This is a genomic window from Desulfonauticus submarinus (assembly GCF_900104045.1).
In the GTDB taxonomy this organism is placed as follows: domain Bacteria; phylum Desulfobacterota; class Desulfovibrionia; order Desulfovibrionales; family Desulfonatronovibrionaceae; genus Desulfonauticus; species Desulfonauticus submarinus.
In genome coordinates this window covers 11863-26279 of the sequence record NZ_FNIN01000002.1, presented here as the reverse complement: position 1 = coordinate 26279, position 14417 = coordinate 11863, and the positions used below count along the sequence as shown (strand labels likewise).

Genomic DNA, 14417 nt, shown 5'->3' with positions numbered 1-14417 from the left:
TAGAGAAAATATTTTTTTATCTTTAAAAAACACTTGCTCATAAAAATTAGTGGATAATTTAAGGGGAGAGATATTAGTTTTTGAGATAATGCTAAAGGAAGGAGGTTCTAAGATAATTACATCTTTAGCTTGTAAAATATTTTTTATTTGAGATGCAAGTTGAGAAGAGGAATTTGAAAAAAGATTGAATTTTAACTTTAATATTGAATTGATTTGTGTGCCAATTGAGCTATGTTGGTTTTTTAGGAAATTGGAATAGATATAAGAAGTTAATTGGCTTTGACTATACCAAATTAAAAGTGAGCTAAAGAGAATAGCAAAAATATAAATAAAAAGAATTTTTCTAAAAAAACTTGTTTTCATAAATTTTGAGTATAACTTAAAATAAGTTTAGGGTAAAGGTTATTTTTTCTTTTTTTGCTTAAAAACTAAGAGAAGTATTTTTTTAGGGTTTGATATATTTTTTCTAAGGTATAAGGTTTTTTAATATAAGTTAATACTCCTAGTTTTAGAGCTTGTTCAATTTTTTCAGTTTCAGCATACCCTGTTACCAAGATAATTTTTTGTTCAGAGTCGATTTTTAATATTTTTTCAGCAATATCAATACCATTCTCATTTTCAAGTAATACATCGAGCATGATAAGGTCAAATGATTTATTTTGGAGTTTATCGAAAGTTTCTTGCCCATTTGTAGCTGTTTCTACTTTACAAGAAAATTCTTCTAAAACAGTTTTTGCCAAATCTCGTTGTTCTTTTTTATCATCAACAACAAGCACTTTTAAGTTATAGGCTGGCAAATATTGTAAGTTTACATTAGAGTTTTTGGGAATAGTAGGTATTTTTTCTTTGCTTAGAGGTAAGTAAAAGGAAAATATTGTTCCTTTACCCAATTTACTTTTAACATCAATGTATCCCTTCATATCTTTTATAACATTCCAGATGACAGTTGTTCCTAGCCCCGTACCGCTTTGCCCTAAAGGTTTTTGGCTAAAAAAAGGCTCAAAAATGTGTGATAGTACTTGGGGAGAAATACCTTTTCCTGTGTCCTCGATAGATAGGTAAACATATTCGCCAGCAGGGATTGTTTCATACCCTTGAAGAGTTTCTTTTAACCTTATCACTTTTAATGTTATTTTAACTTCACCTTGACTATCAATGGCTTCTACACTGTTTTTTATAGTGTTGAAAATAGCCTTCATTAAGAGAGTTTTATTCCCTTTAATTGGAGCTTTTAAATCAGAATGTGGCCATTTTAGTTTAATTTTAGGATAATGGGTTAATATTTTTTGTATTTCTGGTGAATTTTGACATTCTTTTATTACCTCACTTAAATTTAATGTTTCTTGAGTTGGTAAGTTGCGTCTAGCTAAGGTTAAAAGGTCTTCTACAAGGGTTGCAGCGCGGAGAGCCGAATCTTTAATAGTTGTAAGAGGTTTGTTGAGATCACTGTTACGCGGTAGTTTTCTTTGAAGTATTTCAGGATAGAGAACAAGAGAAGAGAATAAATTATTTAGTTCGTGAGCGACTGTACCTGCTAAGAGCCCTGTGGTTTTTAATTTTTCTGCTTGGCGAAGTTCATGTTCTAATTCTTTATATTTAGTAATATCAATTAAAATTTCAAGGATGCAGCTTTCCCCTTCGTAGTCAATTTCTATTGCTTTTTTTAGGCAAAATATTTTTTGTCCTTGTTTAGAGAGTAGTTCTACCTCTAATAGATCTAAATCTTTATCAAAATCTTGGAGATCTATTTCTGTAGTTGGTTGGCAAATGTAATGCGAACATTTTTTTGACTGTAATTCTTTTAGAGAATAATTAGTCATTTTAAGAAAGTTAGAGTTTGTCCATAGAATTTGGTTATCTTTTTTTCTAATTAAAACGATTCCTAGTGGTAAATTTTCTAAGATAGTATTAAGGGTTTTCTTCTTTTTATTTTCTTCTTCTAAAAGATTTTTTATTTTATCTAATAGGGTGTTGATAGAAGAGATTAAAGTGAAGGTTTCTCGACTTTTAGGTTGTAGAGTTATTTTTTCAAATTTAGATGGTGATACTAGTGTGGGCAGACTTTTTACTAGAAGGTGCAAATCTTGAAGTATATTTTTTTGTAAAAAGAAAGCAAAGCCTAAAAAGATTACTATAGTTAGGACCACCATACTACCTGTGAAAAAAAGCTGTAATTTTTTAAATTGAAGGTGAAGATTTCTAGGCAAGATTGTTTGGAGCAGTATATATTGTTTTTCTCCCTGAGCTGAAAGAAGGGTGGCAACTTTCATCTTTAAATCTGAAATAAATTCTACTTGTTTAAAATTTTTGTTTTTGGCTGGTAATATTTTTAAAAGAAAATGATATTTTTTAAAGAAAACACTTAAATCTTGAGGAGTTATAATTCTAGCTAGAACTACAGTACCTCTAATAGGACCTTGAAAATCACTAGTAACGATTGGAGAACCTGTAAAAATGATTAACCCCTGAGAAGAATAGAAATAATCTCCCCACGCTTTAGTGTGAGGAAAATCAACTTTTTGGGTTTTAATGAATTTAGAAAGAAATTCTAAAAAATCTATTGGGAGAGAAATCTCTGTTTTTTGATAAATATCTATTGCCTTATAATAGAGAAGTTTGCCTTTTGCGTTATAGTACATTATTGCATTTGTTTGAAGGGCGGTGAAGCTGTCTGGCATAAGATTGCGAGAAACATAGTCAGGACTTAAATTATAGATAAAATCATACGTTTCATCCCAGGCTGCCCAATCAATTGCATATCCTTTAAGGTGTTCTTTGATCCCTTCAAGCCATTCTTTAGCCACGTTGATTTGTTTGATGGCTTGATTTTTTTCCAGACTTTGAAAAGTAGAGAAAAAAGTTCCTTGAATAAGAAGAAGAGTTCCTACAAAGAGAAGAATGCTGGTAATTATCCAGAAAATTATAATTTTGCGTCGGATCGATAACATACTGGAAGTTCTGCCTAGCTTATTTTAAACACAAAGTAAATATTATTTTTACCTAAAGCTAAGGCTTTGTTTTTTATGCTTTTGAACTCTTTTTTATATAAATATAAAAAAATTTTCTTTTAAAAAAAGAGAGAATGTTTTTATATTTTTTAAATATTTACAAAAATAAAATTAAAAAGGAGGTTCGTGATGATATATAAGTCTGTATTAGATATAATTGGTTGTACTCCTATGGTATATTTAAATTCTTTATCTCATAAATGTAAATCTAAGATAATTGCAAAATTAGAATATTTTAACCCAGGAGGTTCTGTAAAAGATCGTATTGCTAAACATATTCTTATAAAAGCAAGAGAAGAAGGGAAAATAGACCAAAATACTTTAATTGTAGAAGCAACAAGTGGGAATACCGGAATAGGACTTGCTTTAGTTTGTAGTATGTTGGGTTTGAATTTAGTTATTGTGATGCCTGAAAATATGAGTACAGAAAGGCAACGGCTTTTAAGAAAACTAGGAGCTAAGCTTATTTTAACGCCTAAAGAACAAGGCATGCAAGGAGCAGTAAATAAAGCTCAAACCATTTGTAAAGAGGAAAAGAATGTGTTTTTAGTCTCTCAGTTTGAAAATTTGTATAATGTTGAAGCCCATTATTTGTTTACAGCAAAAGAAATATGGGAAGACACTAATGGTCAGATAGATATATTTGTGGCAGGGGTTGGCTCTGGAGGTACTATTACAGGGGTAGGTAAAAGATTAAAAGAGTATAAACCTACAATTCAAGTATATGCGGTGGAACCAGCTAATTCTGCTGTATTGTCTGGAGGTGAAGCTGGATCCCATTTAATTCAAGGTATTGGGGCGGGTTTTGTGCCTAAAATTTTTGATGCGAGTATAGTTGATGGTGTTATTAAGGTAAGAGATGAAGATGCTTTGGATATGGCTTCTTGGTTGATAGCAAAAGAAGGTATTATGGCAGGAATTTCTTCAGGAGCAAATTGCTGGGCAGCTGTAGAACTGGCTAAAATTGCAGAAAATAAAGGAAAAAACATAATTTTTCTTGCGTGTGATACTGCAGAGAGGTATTTAAGCACTATTCTTTTTGAGGAAAAGAACAATGGATAAAGAAAAATTTCAAAAAATAGTTTTTTCTTTGGTTGAAAAAGAATTTTTTTCAAAAAGTAGAATCGCAGTAGAAAAAAATAGGCCACTGCCTTCTGTTCCTGTTTTAAAAAGCATAGTAGAAGAATTAAGGTCAATTTTGTTTCCTGGATATTTTGGGCCGTGTTATGTAGATGAGAAAACAAAAGCTTATTATCTTGGAGCAAGCTTGGACAAGGTATATAGGGCATTAAAAGAACAGATATTATGTGGAGCTTGTTTTGTTTGTGCAGAAAAAAAAGAGAATTGTGAACAATGTGAGCAAGATGCTGAATTAATAGCGCAGAAGTTTTTAGAAAGTTTACCAACTATAAGAGAATTGTTAGTAAGTGATGTGATGGCTGCCTATGTAGGTGATCCAGCAGCCAAAACTCCAGGAGAAGCTATTTTTTGTTATCCCTCGGTCAGAGCTCTTACTAACTATCGTTTAGCTCATGCTTTACATAAACTCGGAGTAAAAATAATTCCAAGAATAATTACAGAAATGGCCCACTCTGAGACAGGCATAGATATTCATCCTGGCGCAGAAATAGGCAAGAGTTTTTTTATTGATCATGGAACAGGAACGGTTATTGGAGAGACATGTATTATTGGTAATAATGTAAGAATTTATCAAGGAGTTACTTTAGGAGCAAAAAGTTTCCCTAAAGACGAAAAAAATATGTTAGTAAAAGGTCTTCCTAGACATCCTATTGTAGAAGATGAAGTTATTATTTATGCAGGAGCTACTATTTTAGGCAGAGTTACCATTGGGAGAGGCTCAATTATAGGAGGTAATGTTTGGATTACCCATGATGTTGCTCCTGGAACTGTTGTAAGACAAGCTAAGAGAGAAAATTATAAATTAATAAATGGGGAAGAAAAATAATTTTATTAAAAAATTAAAGGGTTATAAGGAGGAGAATGAAAGAACTTACCTTAGAATTTCAGGATACTAGGCTGTTGGTAGATTTATTTGGTCCTTTGGGAAGTCATTTAGATATTATTCATAAAACTACTGGAGTGACTTTAGAAAATAGAGGAAACACTATCTTACTTAAATGTAAAAATAAAGAAAATTTGCTTTGGGCAAAAAAATGTTTGTTAGAACTCTATAATCTCTTAAAACGGGGTTATAAGATTTATCCAGAAGACGTAGAATCTTCTTTAAAGGTTTTAGCTAAGGACAAAAAGGCAGATTTACATAGTTTTTTTAAAGAAGAGATTTTAACAGTTGCTGGGAAAAAGGTTATATCCCCACGTACTATTAGTCAGAAAAGATATTTAAAAGCGATTAAGCAAAGGGACTTGGTATTTGCTATTGGACCTGCAGGTACAGGAAAAACTTATTTAGCAGTAGCAGTGGCAGTGTCTCATTTTTTGCAACATAAGGTAAAAAGAATCATTTTAACTCGTCCTGCTGTGGAAGCTGGAGAAAGGCTTGGTTTTTTACCTGGAGACTTGGTTCAAAAAGTCAATCCATATTTACGACCTCTTTATGATGCATTGAATGATATGCTTGACTTTAAAAAAGTCCAAGAAATGTTGGATAGTGGTCAAATAGAAGTAGCTCCACTGGCATTTATGCGGGGAAGAACTTTAAATAATGCCTTTATAATTTTAGATGAGGCCCAAAACACTACATCTGAGCAAATGAAAATGTTTTTAACTCGTATGGGCTTTAATTCTAAAATGGTAGTTACTGGAGATATTACCCAGGTTGATTTACCAGATAAAAAATCTGGTTTAATAGAAGCTATAGATGTTCTCTCTGATTTGAATGATGTTGAATTTATTTATTTTGATCAAAAAGACGTGATAAGACATAAACTGGTTGGGAGAATTGTAGAGGCATACGATAAATTTACGGGAAAGGTTAATGGTAAAGGTAATAGTTAAAACAAATTTATTAGGATTAATTATTTGTAAGACAGAAATCAAAAGGGGATTTACATTTATTTTTGATTTTTTAAATTTACATAAAGATGTACAAATAGATTTAATTTTGTGTAATGATAATTTTATTAAGTCTTTGAATGAGAAATTCCTAAACTGTATAGGACCTACCAATGTATTGAGTTTTCCTCTGGGAGATGAATTTAATTTAGGTGATATTGTAGTAAGTATTCCTGCTGTAATTAGGGAATCTTTTTTATATAAGCAAGAAAGGATAGAACATTTTTGGAGATTGGTATGTCATGGTATATTGCATCTTTTAGGATATGAACATGGTCCAGAAATGTTTGTTCTTACTGATGATATGGTAGAAAAATTATATTTGTTGCAAAACAGCAATGATTCGAAATATAATCGTCAGTACAGTTTATAATTTGAATATAGGTTTTTTATATGTCTAAAAAAAACAAATATAAAATTTTAATTGTTTTGCCTTTTTATGGCGGCTCTCTTCCAATAGGGCGTTTTGCAGCCAATGGTCTTAAGCAACTCGGTCATTTAGTAGAGGTTTTTGAGTCTCCTCTTTTCTATTCTGCATTTCAAGGTTTAAAAAAATTAAGAATAGGCTCTAATAGGCTAGAATATTTGGAGCAGAGTTTTATCCAGGTAGTATCTCAGGCTATTTACGCAAAAATAGAAGAATTTTCTCCTTCTTTAGTGTTAGCCTTAGCTCAAGCTCCCCTTACTCGCCAAATACTTTTGAAGTTAAAAAAGCAAGGTGTTCCCACAGCAATGTGGTTTGTAGAAGATTTCAAACTTTTTACTTATTGGAGGGCTTTTGCTCCTTTGTATGATTTTTTTGCGGTAATACAAAAAGAACCTTTTTTTCAAGGATTAAGAAATATTGGAGTAAAAAATTTTTGCTATTTACCCTTGGCTTGTTGTCCTGAGATTCATAAACCTCTTGTTTTAAATTCTATTGAAAAAAAACGATATGGAAGCGATATTTCCTTTATGGGAGCAGGTTATCCTAATAGAAGAAAAGCCTTTATTGAGCTTTTAGATTATGATTTTAAAATTTGGGGAACTGAGTGGGAAGGTGAAACAAGTTTAGAACCATTAGTTCAAGAAGAAGGGAGAAGATTAGAGCCTGAAGAAATAGTAAAAATTTTTAATGCTACTAAGATTAATTTAAATTTGCATTCAAGCATAAAATCATCTCAATTAGTGAGCAAAGGAGACTTTGTAAATCCTAGAACTTTTGAGATAGCTGGATGTAGAGGTTTTCAGTTAGTTGATGAGAGAAGTTTGCTTTCAGAATTATTTAAGCCTGAAGAAGAGATTATAACATTTAGCTCTATAGAAGATTTAAAGAAAAAAATAGACTTTTTCTTAGAACACGAGGACAAACGTAATGAAATAGCAGCAGCGGCTTATTCTAGAGCTATATCTGAACATACTTATTCTCATCGAATGGAAAGATTCCTTGACTTTATTGCTAATAAGACCAATCTTTCTTATGTTCGGGGAGATTCTTTAAGCGAAGTTGACTTGCCAGAAGATTTAAGAGACGAGTTAGAAGAGTTTTTAGCTCATTTAGGATTAAACATAAATAGTGAGTTTGAAGAAGTTATTCATCGTTTACGTCAGGAGAATGGCGAGCTTTCTCCTATAGAAGCTGCTTTGCTTTTTTTAGATGAGTGGAAAAAACAGTATTTAAAAAATAAATAATTTTACAAATTTTTTAAAGAAGAATTTAAAAAATATATTAAAATATGGGGAAAATAATTAAACTATATTTGGATAATTGTTGCTTTAATCGACCATTTGACGATCAATCGCAAATTAGAATTAGACTTGAGACAGAAGCTAAACTAAAAATTCAAGAAGAAATTAGAGCAGGAAGGCTTTATTTAGTTTGGTCATATATTTTAGATTATGAAAATTATAAAAATCCCTTTCAGGAAAGAAAAATACGAATAAGCAAATGGAAGAAATATGCAATAGAGGATATAGAAGAAAATTATACAGTTATAAAACTTGCAAAAGATATAAATAAAAAAGGATTTCATAAAATTGATTTCTTACATATTGCGTGTGCAATAGTTTCTAATTGTGAATATTTTTTAACGACTGATGATTATATTCTTAAACGTGCAAATTTATTGTCTGATATAAAAATTAATGATCCAATAAATTTTATAAGGGAGACTGTTTTATGATTACTGATACAGAGATTAAATTAAAAGGTTTGCAAGTTCTTGTAAAATATCTTGGAGATGTTGAAGCAGAGCGATTTATTGCGTTGATTCAGCGAGAACCATTTGATTATACGGCATGGAGGAAGCAAAGCTTAGATGAAGATTTATCTATAGAAGAAATTAGTCAAAAAGCAATGGAATTAAGAAAAGATAGTGTTGGATAATCAAGCATCTTATTAGTATTAATAAAATTTAAAAATAAAATAAGGAGATTTAATGTATAAGCCAAAATTTCGTATATGCCCTGAAGGTGCTATTTATCTTATTTGGTTGGGTTTTTTAACAATTCTTTTAGCTCTATGGGGCTTTAAATTTGGAAGTTTTTTATTATTTATTTTGTTTAGTTTGGTTTTAAATTTTTTTAGAGATCCATATAGAGTTGTGCCTCAGGAAGAGGGAGTTGCTGTTTCTCCTGCTGATGGCAAGGTGGTAAAGATCTGGAAGGATAAATGTCCTTTTACTGGAGAAGAAAAGCAAGTTATTTCAGTATTTATGAATATTTTTAATGTGCATGTGAATAGAAGTCCTGTTTCAGGTGAGTTAAAAGATTTAAAATATATCCCAGGTAAATTTTTTAATGCTTCTTTGGATAAAGCTTCAAAAGATAATGAAAGAAATTTACTGCATATCGAAGATGAGGAAGGTAATTTATGGACAGTTGTTCAAATTGCTGGCCTCGTGGCTAGACGAATAGTGTGTTTTTGGAAGATTGGGGAAAAGGCAAAGCGAGGTGAACGTTTTGGTCTAATTAAATTTGGTTCTAGACTTGACGTTTATTTGCCATCCTCTTATGAACCTAGAGTAGAGATAGGGGATAAAGTTTTAGCTGGTGCAAGCATTTTAGCCAAAAAACGTAATGAATAGTAATCTTGGACCTAAACATAAGTCTTTATATGTCTTGCCAAACTTGCTTACCACAGCCAGTTTGTTTGCTGGTTTTTGGGGTATGTTATTGGCCATTAATGGGGCTTTTGAACAAGCAGCTCTTGCAATTTTGATTAGTTGTTTTTTTGATGGTATTGATGGGAAAGTGGCAAGACTTACTAGAGCAAGTTCTGACTTTGGAATTCAGTATGATTCTTTAGCAGATTTGGTTGCCTTTGGAGTAGGACCTGCCTTGCTGGTTTATTTATGGCAAACTCATGTGTTTGGACGTATAGGAATAATGGTAAGTTTTTTGTTTTTGGCTTGTGGTGCTTTAAGACTTGCTCGCTTTAACCTTCAAGCAAAAGTTAGTTCTAAAAAGTTTTTTATTGGATTACCAATTCCAGCAGCTGCGTGTACCTTGGCAACTTTTATTTTATTTCACCCATATATTGGATTTATACCTTCAATATGGATGGCTCGATTAACCTTGGGTTTGACTTTTTTATTAGCTTTAACTATGGTTAGTAAAATTAAATATGCCTCTTTTAAAGATGTAGAAATGGCGCGAGCTCATCCTTTTACAAGTACGGTGTTAGTTATTTTTCTTTTTGCTTTGATAGCCTCAGAACCTAAGTTTCTGGGGTTTGTATTTTTTATTTTGTATGTATTTTCTGGATATTTCTACACCTTAATTTTCCTACCTCTAAGAAAATCTAACCTACGAGAGTTCCACAAGGAACTCTCGTAAGCTATTTTAACCCCACATAAGCATATTCTTTTTTTAGTAAAACTTAAAACAAGGAGGTACTCCTAATGGATAGAGTATATATTTTTGACACAACTTTGCGTGATGGAGAACAGTCTCCTGGTGCTACCATGAATTTACAAGAAAAGGTGCGCATGGCAAAACAACTGGAAAAATTAGGTGTTGATATTATAGAAGCGGGTTTTCCTGCTGCAAGTAGCGGAGATTTTGAGGCAGTAAAAGAAATCTCCAAGGCAGTGAAAAATGTTCAAGTGGCTGGTCTTTGCAGAGCTGTAAAAAAGGATATTGAATTGGCATACGAGGCAGTGAAGGATAGTCCTTTGCCTCGTATTCATACTTTTATAGCAACTTCAGATATTCATTTAAAATATAAGCTTAGAAAGAATAGAGAACAGGTCTTAGATCTGGTAAAAGAAGCTGTGGGTTTTGCTTCTAGTTTATGTTCAAATGTAGAGTTTTCAGCAGAAGATGCTTCAAGATCTGATTGGGATTATTTAGTAGAGGTTTTTAATGTCGCAGTAGAAGCTGGGGCAAAGGTGTTAAATGTTCCTGATACAGTTGGTTATACTCAACCTGGAGAGTTTTTTGAACTTATTCAATTTTTGTTAAAAAAGGTAAAACGAACCGAAGATGTTGTATTTAGCGTGCATTGTCATAATGATTTAGGCCTTGCTGTTGCCAATACTTTAGCAGCTTTAAGAGCAGGTGCAAGACAAGCAGAAGTAACTATTAGTGGGATTGGAGAAAGAGCAGGCAATGCAGCTTTAGAAGAAGTGGCAATGAATTTGACAGTACGTAAGGATTATTATCAGCTTGAGACCAATATTAATACAGAACAAATTTATCCTTCTTGTAGATTACTTTCTAGAATTATTGGACAGCCTATATACCCTTACAAGCCCATTGTAGGAGCCAATGCTTTTGCTCATGAGTCTGGTATTCATCAAGATGGAGTTTTAAAGCATAGAGCCACCTATGAAATAATGACACCTCAAAGCGTTGGCAAAACTTCTTCTGATATTATTCTTGGTAAGCATTCTGGAAGACATGCAGTAAAAAATAAATTAGAAGAATTGGGTTATTCTCTTACAGAGGAACAGTTAGAAAAAGTTTTTCAAGTAATAAAACAGCTTGCAGATAAGAAAAAACAAATTTTTGAAGAAGATGTAGAAGCCGTAGTTTTAGAAGAAATATTTCGTTTGCCTGATAAATATAAATTAAAATATCTTAGCGCTATTTCTGGAAATATGGCCATACCCACTGCAGTATTAGAAATGGAAATAGATGGGGAAGAAAAAAAACTTGCAGAGTTTGGTGTAGGACCTATTGATGCGGTATTTAATACCATCTGTCGAATTGTGAAGAGAAAACCTAAATTGTTGCGTTATTCTGTAAACGCTATTACAGGTGGTACAGATGCTCAAGGGGAGGTAACAGTTCGTTTAGAAGAAAGAGGCATTACTGCTGTGGGACGGGCTTCTGATCCTGATATTATTGTTGCTAGTGCAAAAGCTTATATTAATGCCTTGAATAGACTGGTTAAAAAAGAGGAGGAAAAAAATAATGGGTAAAACCCTTGCACAAAAAATATTGCAGGCTCATACAGAAGAGGAAATAAAATCTTTTGGCCAGATAGTTCAAGTTCAGGTAGATAAAGTTTTGGCCAATGATATTACCGCGCCTTTAGCTATTGAGTCTTTTAATAAGATGGGAGCCAAAGAAGTTTTTGATACAGAAAAAATAATTTTAGTGTGTGATCATTTTACGCCTAATAAGGATATTAAATCTGCAGAACAAGTAAAAAAGGTGCGCGAATTTGCTAAGAGACAGGGTATTGTTCACTATTATGAAGGAGGAAATGTTGGCGTAGAACATGCCTTGCTCCCAGAATTAGGCTTGGTTGGACCTTGGGAAATTATTGTGGGAGCAGATAGTCATACCTGTACTTATGGAGCCTTAGGTGCATTTGCCACTGGTCTTGGTTCTACAGACATTGCTTATGCTATGGCTTTTGGGGAAACATGGTTTAAAGTGCCTGAGAGTATTTTAGTAAAGGTAGAAGGTAAATTGCCTTTATTTGTTACGGGAAAGGATATAGTTTTATTTTTAATTGGTAAAATTGGAGTTGATGGGGCTTTATATAAGGCTTTGGAGTTTACGGGCAATGCTATAGCAAATTTAGATATAGAACAAAGAATGACTATCGCTAATATGGCAATTGAAGCAGGCGGAAAAGCAGGGATTTTTGCTGCAGATGATAAAACTTTGGCTTATACCCAAAAAGCAGGAAGAAAAGATAGAGTTCTTTCTTTGGATGAAGATGCTGAATATGTTCAACGAATTGAATTTAGAGCCGAAGATTTGCAACCTGTTGTGGCTTGTCCTCATTTGCCAGAAAATGTCCGTAATGTGGACGAATTGAAAAATGTAAAAATAGATCAAGTTGTTTTAGGTTCTTGTACTAATGGAAGAATTACAGATTTAAGACAAGCAGCTGAAATTATAAAAGGACATAAAGTGGCGAAGGGAGTTAGATTTATTGTACTTCCTGCCACACCTCTTATTTATAAACAAGCCTTAAAAGAAGGTCTTTTGGAAATATTTTTAGAAGCTGGTGCAGTAATTGGCCCACCTACTTGTGGCCCCTGTCTTGGAGGACATATGGGTATTTTAGCTGGAGGAGAACGTTGTTTGGCTACAACTAATCGTAATTTTAAAGGCAGAATGGGAAGTCTAGAGAGTGAAGTCTATCTTGCAAGTCCTTATGTTGCTGCAGCTTCAGCTGTTACTGGTTGTATAACTAACCCTCAAGAGATAAAAGGAGAAACAGATGCAATATAAAGGTTTTGCCTTAAAGATAGGAGATCATATAGATACAGATGCTATTATTCCTGCCCGCTTTTTAGTTACTACTGATCCTAAAGAATTGGGAAAGCATTGTTTGTGTGGTTTAGAAGAAAATTTTAGAGAAAAAATTGGGTCCAATACTATTTTAGTTGCAGGTAAAAATTTTGGTTGTGGGTCTTCACGCGAACATGCTCCCTTAGCAATTTTAGGAGCAGGAATAAAATTAGTTATTGCTCATAGTTTTGCAAGAATTTTTTATCGCAATGGCTTTAATATGGGGTTATTATTGCTAGAGATAGGAGAGAAAATAAGTGAGATTCAATCAAAAGATGAACTAGAAATTATTCCATCTACAGGAATAATAAAGAATTTAACTAAAAATTTAAATATTCAAATTAATCCTGTACCACCATTTATGCAAAAAATATTGGAGGCTGGAGGACTTATTCCTTTTGCCCAAAAAAGATTACAGGGAGAGTAAACTATGGAGTTAAAGATATGTGTTTTGCCAGGAGATGGAATTGGGCCAGAGGTGGTTAGAGAAGGGATAAAAGTTTTACAAGCTATTAGTAAAAAATATGGCCATAAGTTAATCCTGGAAGAAGCTCTTATCGGAGGGGCAGCCCTTGATAAAGAAGCTGATCCTTTGCCAGAAGATACAGTGTTTAAATGCAAAGATTCGCAAGCAGTTTTACTTGGGGCTGTTGGAGGGCCTAAATGGGATAATTTACCCCGAAATCTTCGCCCTGAAAGTGGACTTTTGGGTATTAGAAAAAAATTAGATTTATTTGCTAATATTAGACCAGTTAAACTTTTGCCAGCTCTTCAGCAGGCAAGTGTGTTGCGTCAAGATATTGTAGCAAAAGGTATAGATTTAGTTGTTATAAGAGAATTAACTAGTGGGATTTATTTTGGAGAACCAAAGGGTATTTTTGAAGAAAAAGGAGAAAAAATTGGTCTTAATACCATGCGTTATACAGAGAAAGAAGTTCAGAGAGTAGCGAGACTCGCCTTTGAGACAGCACTAAGACGAAAAAAAAAGGTTACCTCTGTGGATAAGGCTAATGTGTTAGAAGTATCTCAGCTATGGAGAGATGTGGTTTGTGAAGTGGCAAAAGAATATCCAGAAGTGGAATTAGAGCATTTGTATGTGGACAATGCAGCTATGCAACTTGTAGCTAGACCTTATAGTTTTGATGTTATCGTGACTTCAAATTTATTTGGAGATATTTTATCTGATGAGGCAGGAGTTATTACTGGATCTTTGGGTACTTTACCTTCTGCATCCTTAAATGAGCAAAAATTAGGATTGTATGAACCTATTCACGGTTCAGCCCCTGATATTGCAGGTAAAGATATTGCAAACCCTATAGCGACTATTTTATCTGTAGCAATGTTGTTAGAATACTCTTTTGGTTTAAAAGAAGAAGCAAACGCAATAGAACAAGCTGTGGAAAAAACATTGGGATTTGGTTATCGTACTTTAGATATTTTTAGAGAAGGGCAAAAAAAAGTCACTTGTTCTCAAATGGGTGATTTTATTGCTATGCAAGTATAAGATAGAGAAAATTATTAAAAAGGCTCTTTGAGCAAAATAATATTTTAATTGCTTAAAGAGCCTTTTTGTTTTCTTTATTAATGTTGTTAATTAGCGATTTTAAATGAAGTTTGAATAGAGAATAGAATTTTTTTCGT

General features: G+C 32.9%; 14 protein-coding genes. 13 read left to right on the top strand and 1 reads right to left on the bottom strand.

Translation table 11 applies throughout. The features are described 5' to 3' along the window. Positions 1–428: 428 nt before the first annotated feature. Complete coding sequence (locus BLP60_RS02565) at positions 429–2948, bottom strand: CHASE4 domain-containing protein (protein ID WP_092062968.1); 2520 nt, start codon at positions 2946–2948, stop codon at positions 429–431. Between the two features lie 189 nt (positions 2949–3137). Between BLP60_RS02565 and cysK the strand changes: the two genes are divergently transcribed. From cysK to leuB, 13 genes are all read left to right on the top strand, one after another. Further along, positions 3138–4070: a cysteine synthase A gene (cysK, locus tag BLP60_RS02560; RefSeq protein WP_092062965.1), complete on the top strand. Its 933-nt coding sequence runs from the start codon at positions 3138–3140 to the stop codon at positions 4068–4070. After that, on the top strand, positions 4063–4974 hold the full coding sequence (epsC, locus tag BLP60_RS02555; protein ID WP_092062962.1) for a serine O-acetyltransferase EpsC: 912 nt from the start codon (positions 4063–4065) through the stop codon (positions 4972–4974). Before cysK ends, epsC begins: the two co-directional genes overlap by 8 nt. Positions 4975–5009: 35 nt before the next feature. Next, the gene (locus BLP60_RS02550; RefSeq protein ID WP_092062960.1) at positions 5010–5984 is read left to right on the top strand and encodes a PhoH family protein; all 975 of its coding nucleotides are present in this window, start codon (positions 5010–5012) and stop codon (positions 5982–5984) included. Next, complete coding sequence (ybeY, locus tag BLP60_RS02545) at positions 5965–6414, top strand: rRNA maturation RNase YbeY (protein ID WP_092062957.1); 450 nt, start codon at positions 5965–5967, stop codon at positions 6412–6414. Before BLP60_RS02550 ends, ybeY begins: the two co-directional genes overlap by 20 nt. 20 nt (positions 6415–6434) lie before the next feature. Then, entirely contained in the window at positions 6435–7712 is a 1278-nt protein-coding gene (locus BLP60_RS02540; RefSeq protein ID WP_092062954.1) for a CgeB family protein, read from the top strand. Between the two features lie 44 nt (positions 7713–7756). Further along, positions 7757–8203, top strand: coding sequence for a PIN domain protein (locus BLP60_RS02535; RefSeq protein WP_234970933.1), 447 nt, complete (start codon positions 7757–7759; stop codon positions 8201–8203). Then, the gene (locus BLP60_RS02530; RefSeq protein ID WP_092062952.1) at positions 8200–8406 is read left to right on the top strand and encodes a hypothetical protein; all 207 of its coding nucleotides are present in this window, start codon (positions 8200–8202) and stop codon (positions 8404–8406) included. The genes BLP60_RS02535 and BLP60_RS02530 overlap by 4 nt, the downstream gene beginning before the upstream one ends. Positions 8407–8458: 52 nt before the next feature. Beyond that, on the top strand, positions 8459–9106 hold the full coding sequence (locus tag BLP60_RS02525) for a phosphatidylserine decarboxylase family protein (protein WP_092062949.1): 648 nt from the start codon (positions 8459–8461) through the stop codon (positions 9104–9106). Further along, entirely contained in the window at positions 9099–9857 is a 759-nt protein-coding gene (gene pssA / locus BLP60_RS02520) for a CDP-diacylglycerol--serine O-phosphatidyltransferase (RefSeq protein WP_092062946.1), read from the top strand. The genes BLP60_RS02525 and pssA overlap by 8 nt, the downstream gene beginning before the upstream one ends. Positions 9858–9922: 65 nt before the next feature. Beyond that, a complete protein-coding gene (locus BLP60_RS02515) occupies positions 9923–11446 on the top strand; it encodes a 2-isopropylmalate synthase (protein WP_092062943.1) in 1524 nt (507 codons plus the stop codon). Beyond that, on the top strand, positions 11439–12716 hold the full coding sequence (leuC, locus tag BLP60_RS02510) for a 3-isopropylmalate dehydratase large subunit (RefSeq protein ID WP_092062940.1): 1278 nt from the start codon (positions 11439–11441) through the stop codon (positions 12714–12716). The genes BLP60_RS02515 and leuC overlap by 8 nt, the downstream gene beginning before the upstream one ends. Beyond that, on the top strand, positions 12706–13203 hold the full coding sequence (locus tag BLP60_RS02505; protein WP_092062937.1) for a 3-isopropylmalate dehydratase small subunit: 498 nt from the start codon (positions 12706–12708) through the stop codon (positions 13201–13203). Before leuC ends, BLP60_RS02505 begins: the two co-directional genes overlap by 11 nt. 3 nt (positions 13204–13206) lie before the next feature. Next, positions 13207–14280, top strand: coding sequence for a 3-isopropylmalate dehydrogenase (leuB, locus tag BLP60_RS02500; RefSeq protein ID WP_092062934.1), 1074 nt, complete (start codon positions 13207–13209; stop codon positions 14278–14280). The last annotated feature ends 137 nt before the right edge of the window (positions 14281–14417 follow it).

Excerpts from the sequence above, each read along its gene's own strand:
- BLP60_RS02515 (WP_092062943.1), top strand. The coding sequence starts at position 9,923 with ATGGATAGAGTATATATTTTTGACACAACTTTGCGTGATGGAGAACAG.
- pssA (WP_092062946.1), top strand. The coding sequence starts at position 9,099 with ATGAATAGTAATCTTGGACCTAAACATAAGTCTTTATATGTCTTGCCA.
- leuB (WP_092062934.1), top strand. The coding sequence starts at position 13,207 with ATGGAGTTAAAGATATGTGTTTTGCCAGGAGATGGAATTGGGCCAGAG.
- BLP60_RS02525 (WP_092062949.1), top strand. The coding sequence starts at position 8,459 with ATGTATAAGCCAAAATTTCGTATATGCCCTGAAGGTGCTATTTATCTT.
- leuC (WP_092062940.1), top strand. The coding sequence starts at position 11,439 with ATGGGTAAAACCCTTGCACAAAAAATATTGCAGGCTCATACAGAAGAG.
- cysK (WP_092062965.1), top strand. The coding sequence starts at position 3,138 with ATGATATATAAGTCTGTATTAGATATAATTGGTTGTACTCCTATGGTA.
- epsC (WP_092062962.1), top strand. The coding sequence starts at position 4,063 with ATGGATAAAGAAAAATTTCAAAAAATAGTTTTTTCTTTGGTTGAAAAA.
- ybeY (WP_092062957.1), top strand. The coding sequence starts at position 5,965 with ATGGTAAAGGTAATAGTTAAAACAAATTTATTAGGATTAATTATTTGT.
- BLP60_RS02540 (WP_092062954.1), top strand. The coding sequence starts at position 6,435 with ATGTCTAAAAAAAACAAATATAAAATTTTAATTGTTTTGCCTTTTTAT.
- BLP60_RS02550 (WP_092062960.1), top strand. The coding sequence starts at position 5,010 with ATGAAAGAACTTACCTTAGAATTTCAGGATACTAGGCTGTTGGTAGAT.
- BLP60_RS02505 (WP_092062937.1), top strand. The coding sequence starts at position 12,706 with ATGCAATATAAAGGTTTTGCCTTAAAGATAGGAGATCATATAGATACA.
- BLP60_RS02535 (WP_234970933.1), top strand. The coding sequence starts at position 7,757 with ATGGGGAAAATAATTAAACTATATTTGGATAATTGTTGCTTTAATCGA.
- BLP60_RS02565 (WP_092062968.1), bottom strand. The coding sequence starts at position 2,948 with ATGTTATCGATCCGACGCAAAATTATAATTTTCTGGATAATTACCAGC.
- BLP60_RS02530 (WP_092062952.1), top strand. The coding sequence starts at position 8,200 with ATGATTACTGATACAGAGATTAAATTAAAAGGTTTGCAAGTTCTTGTA.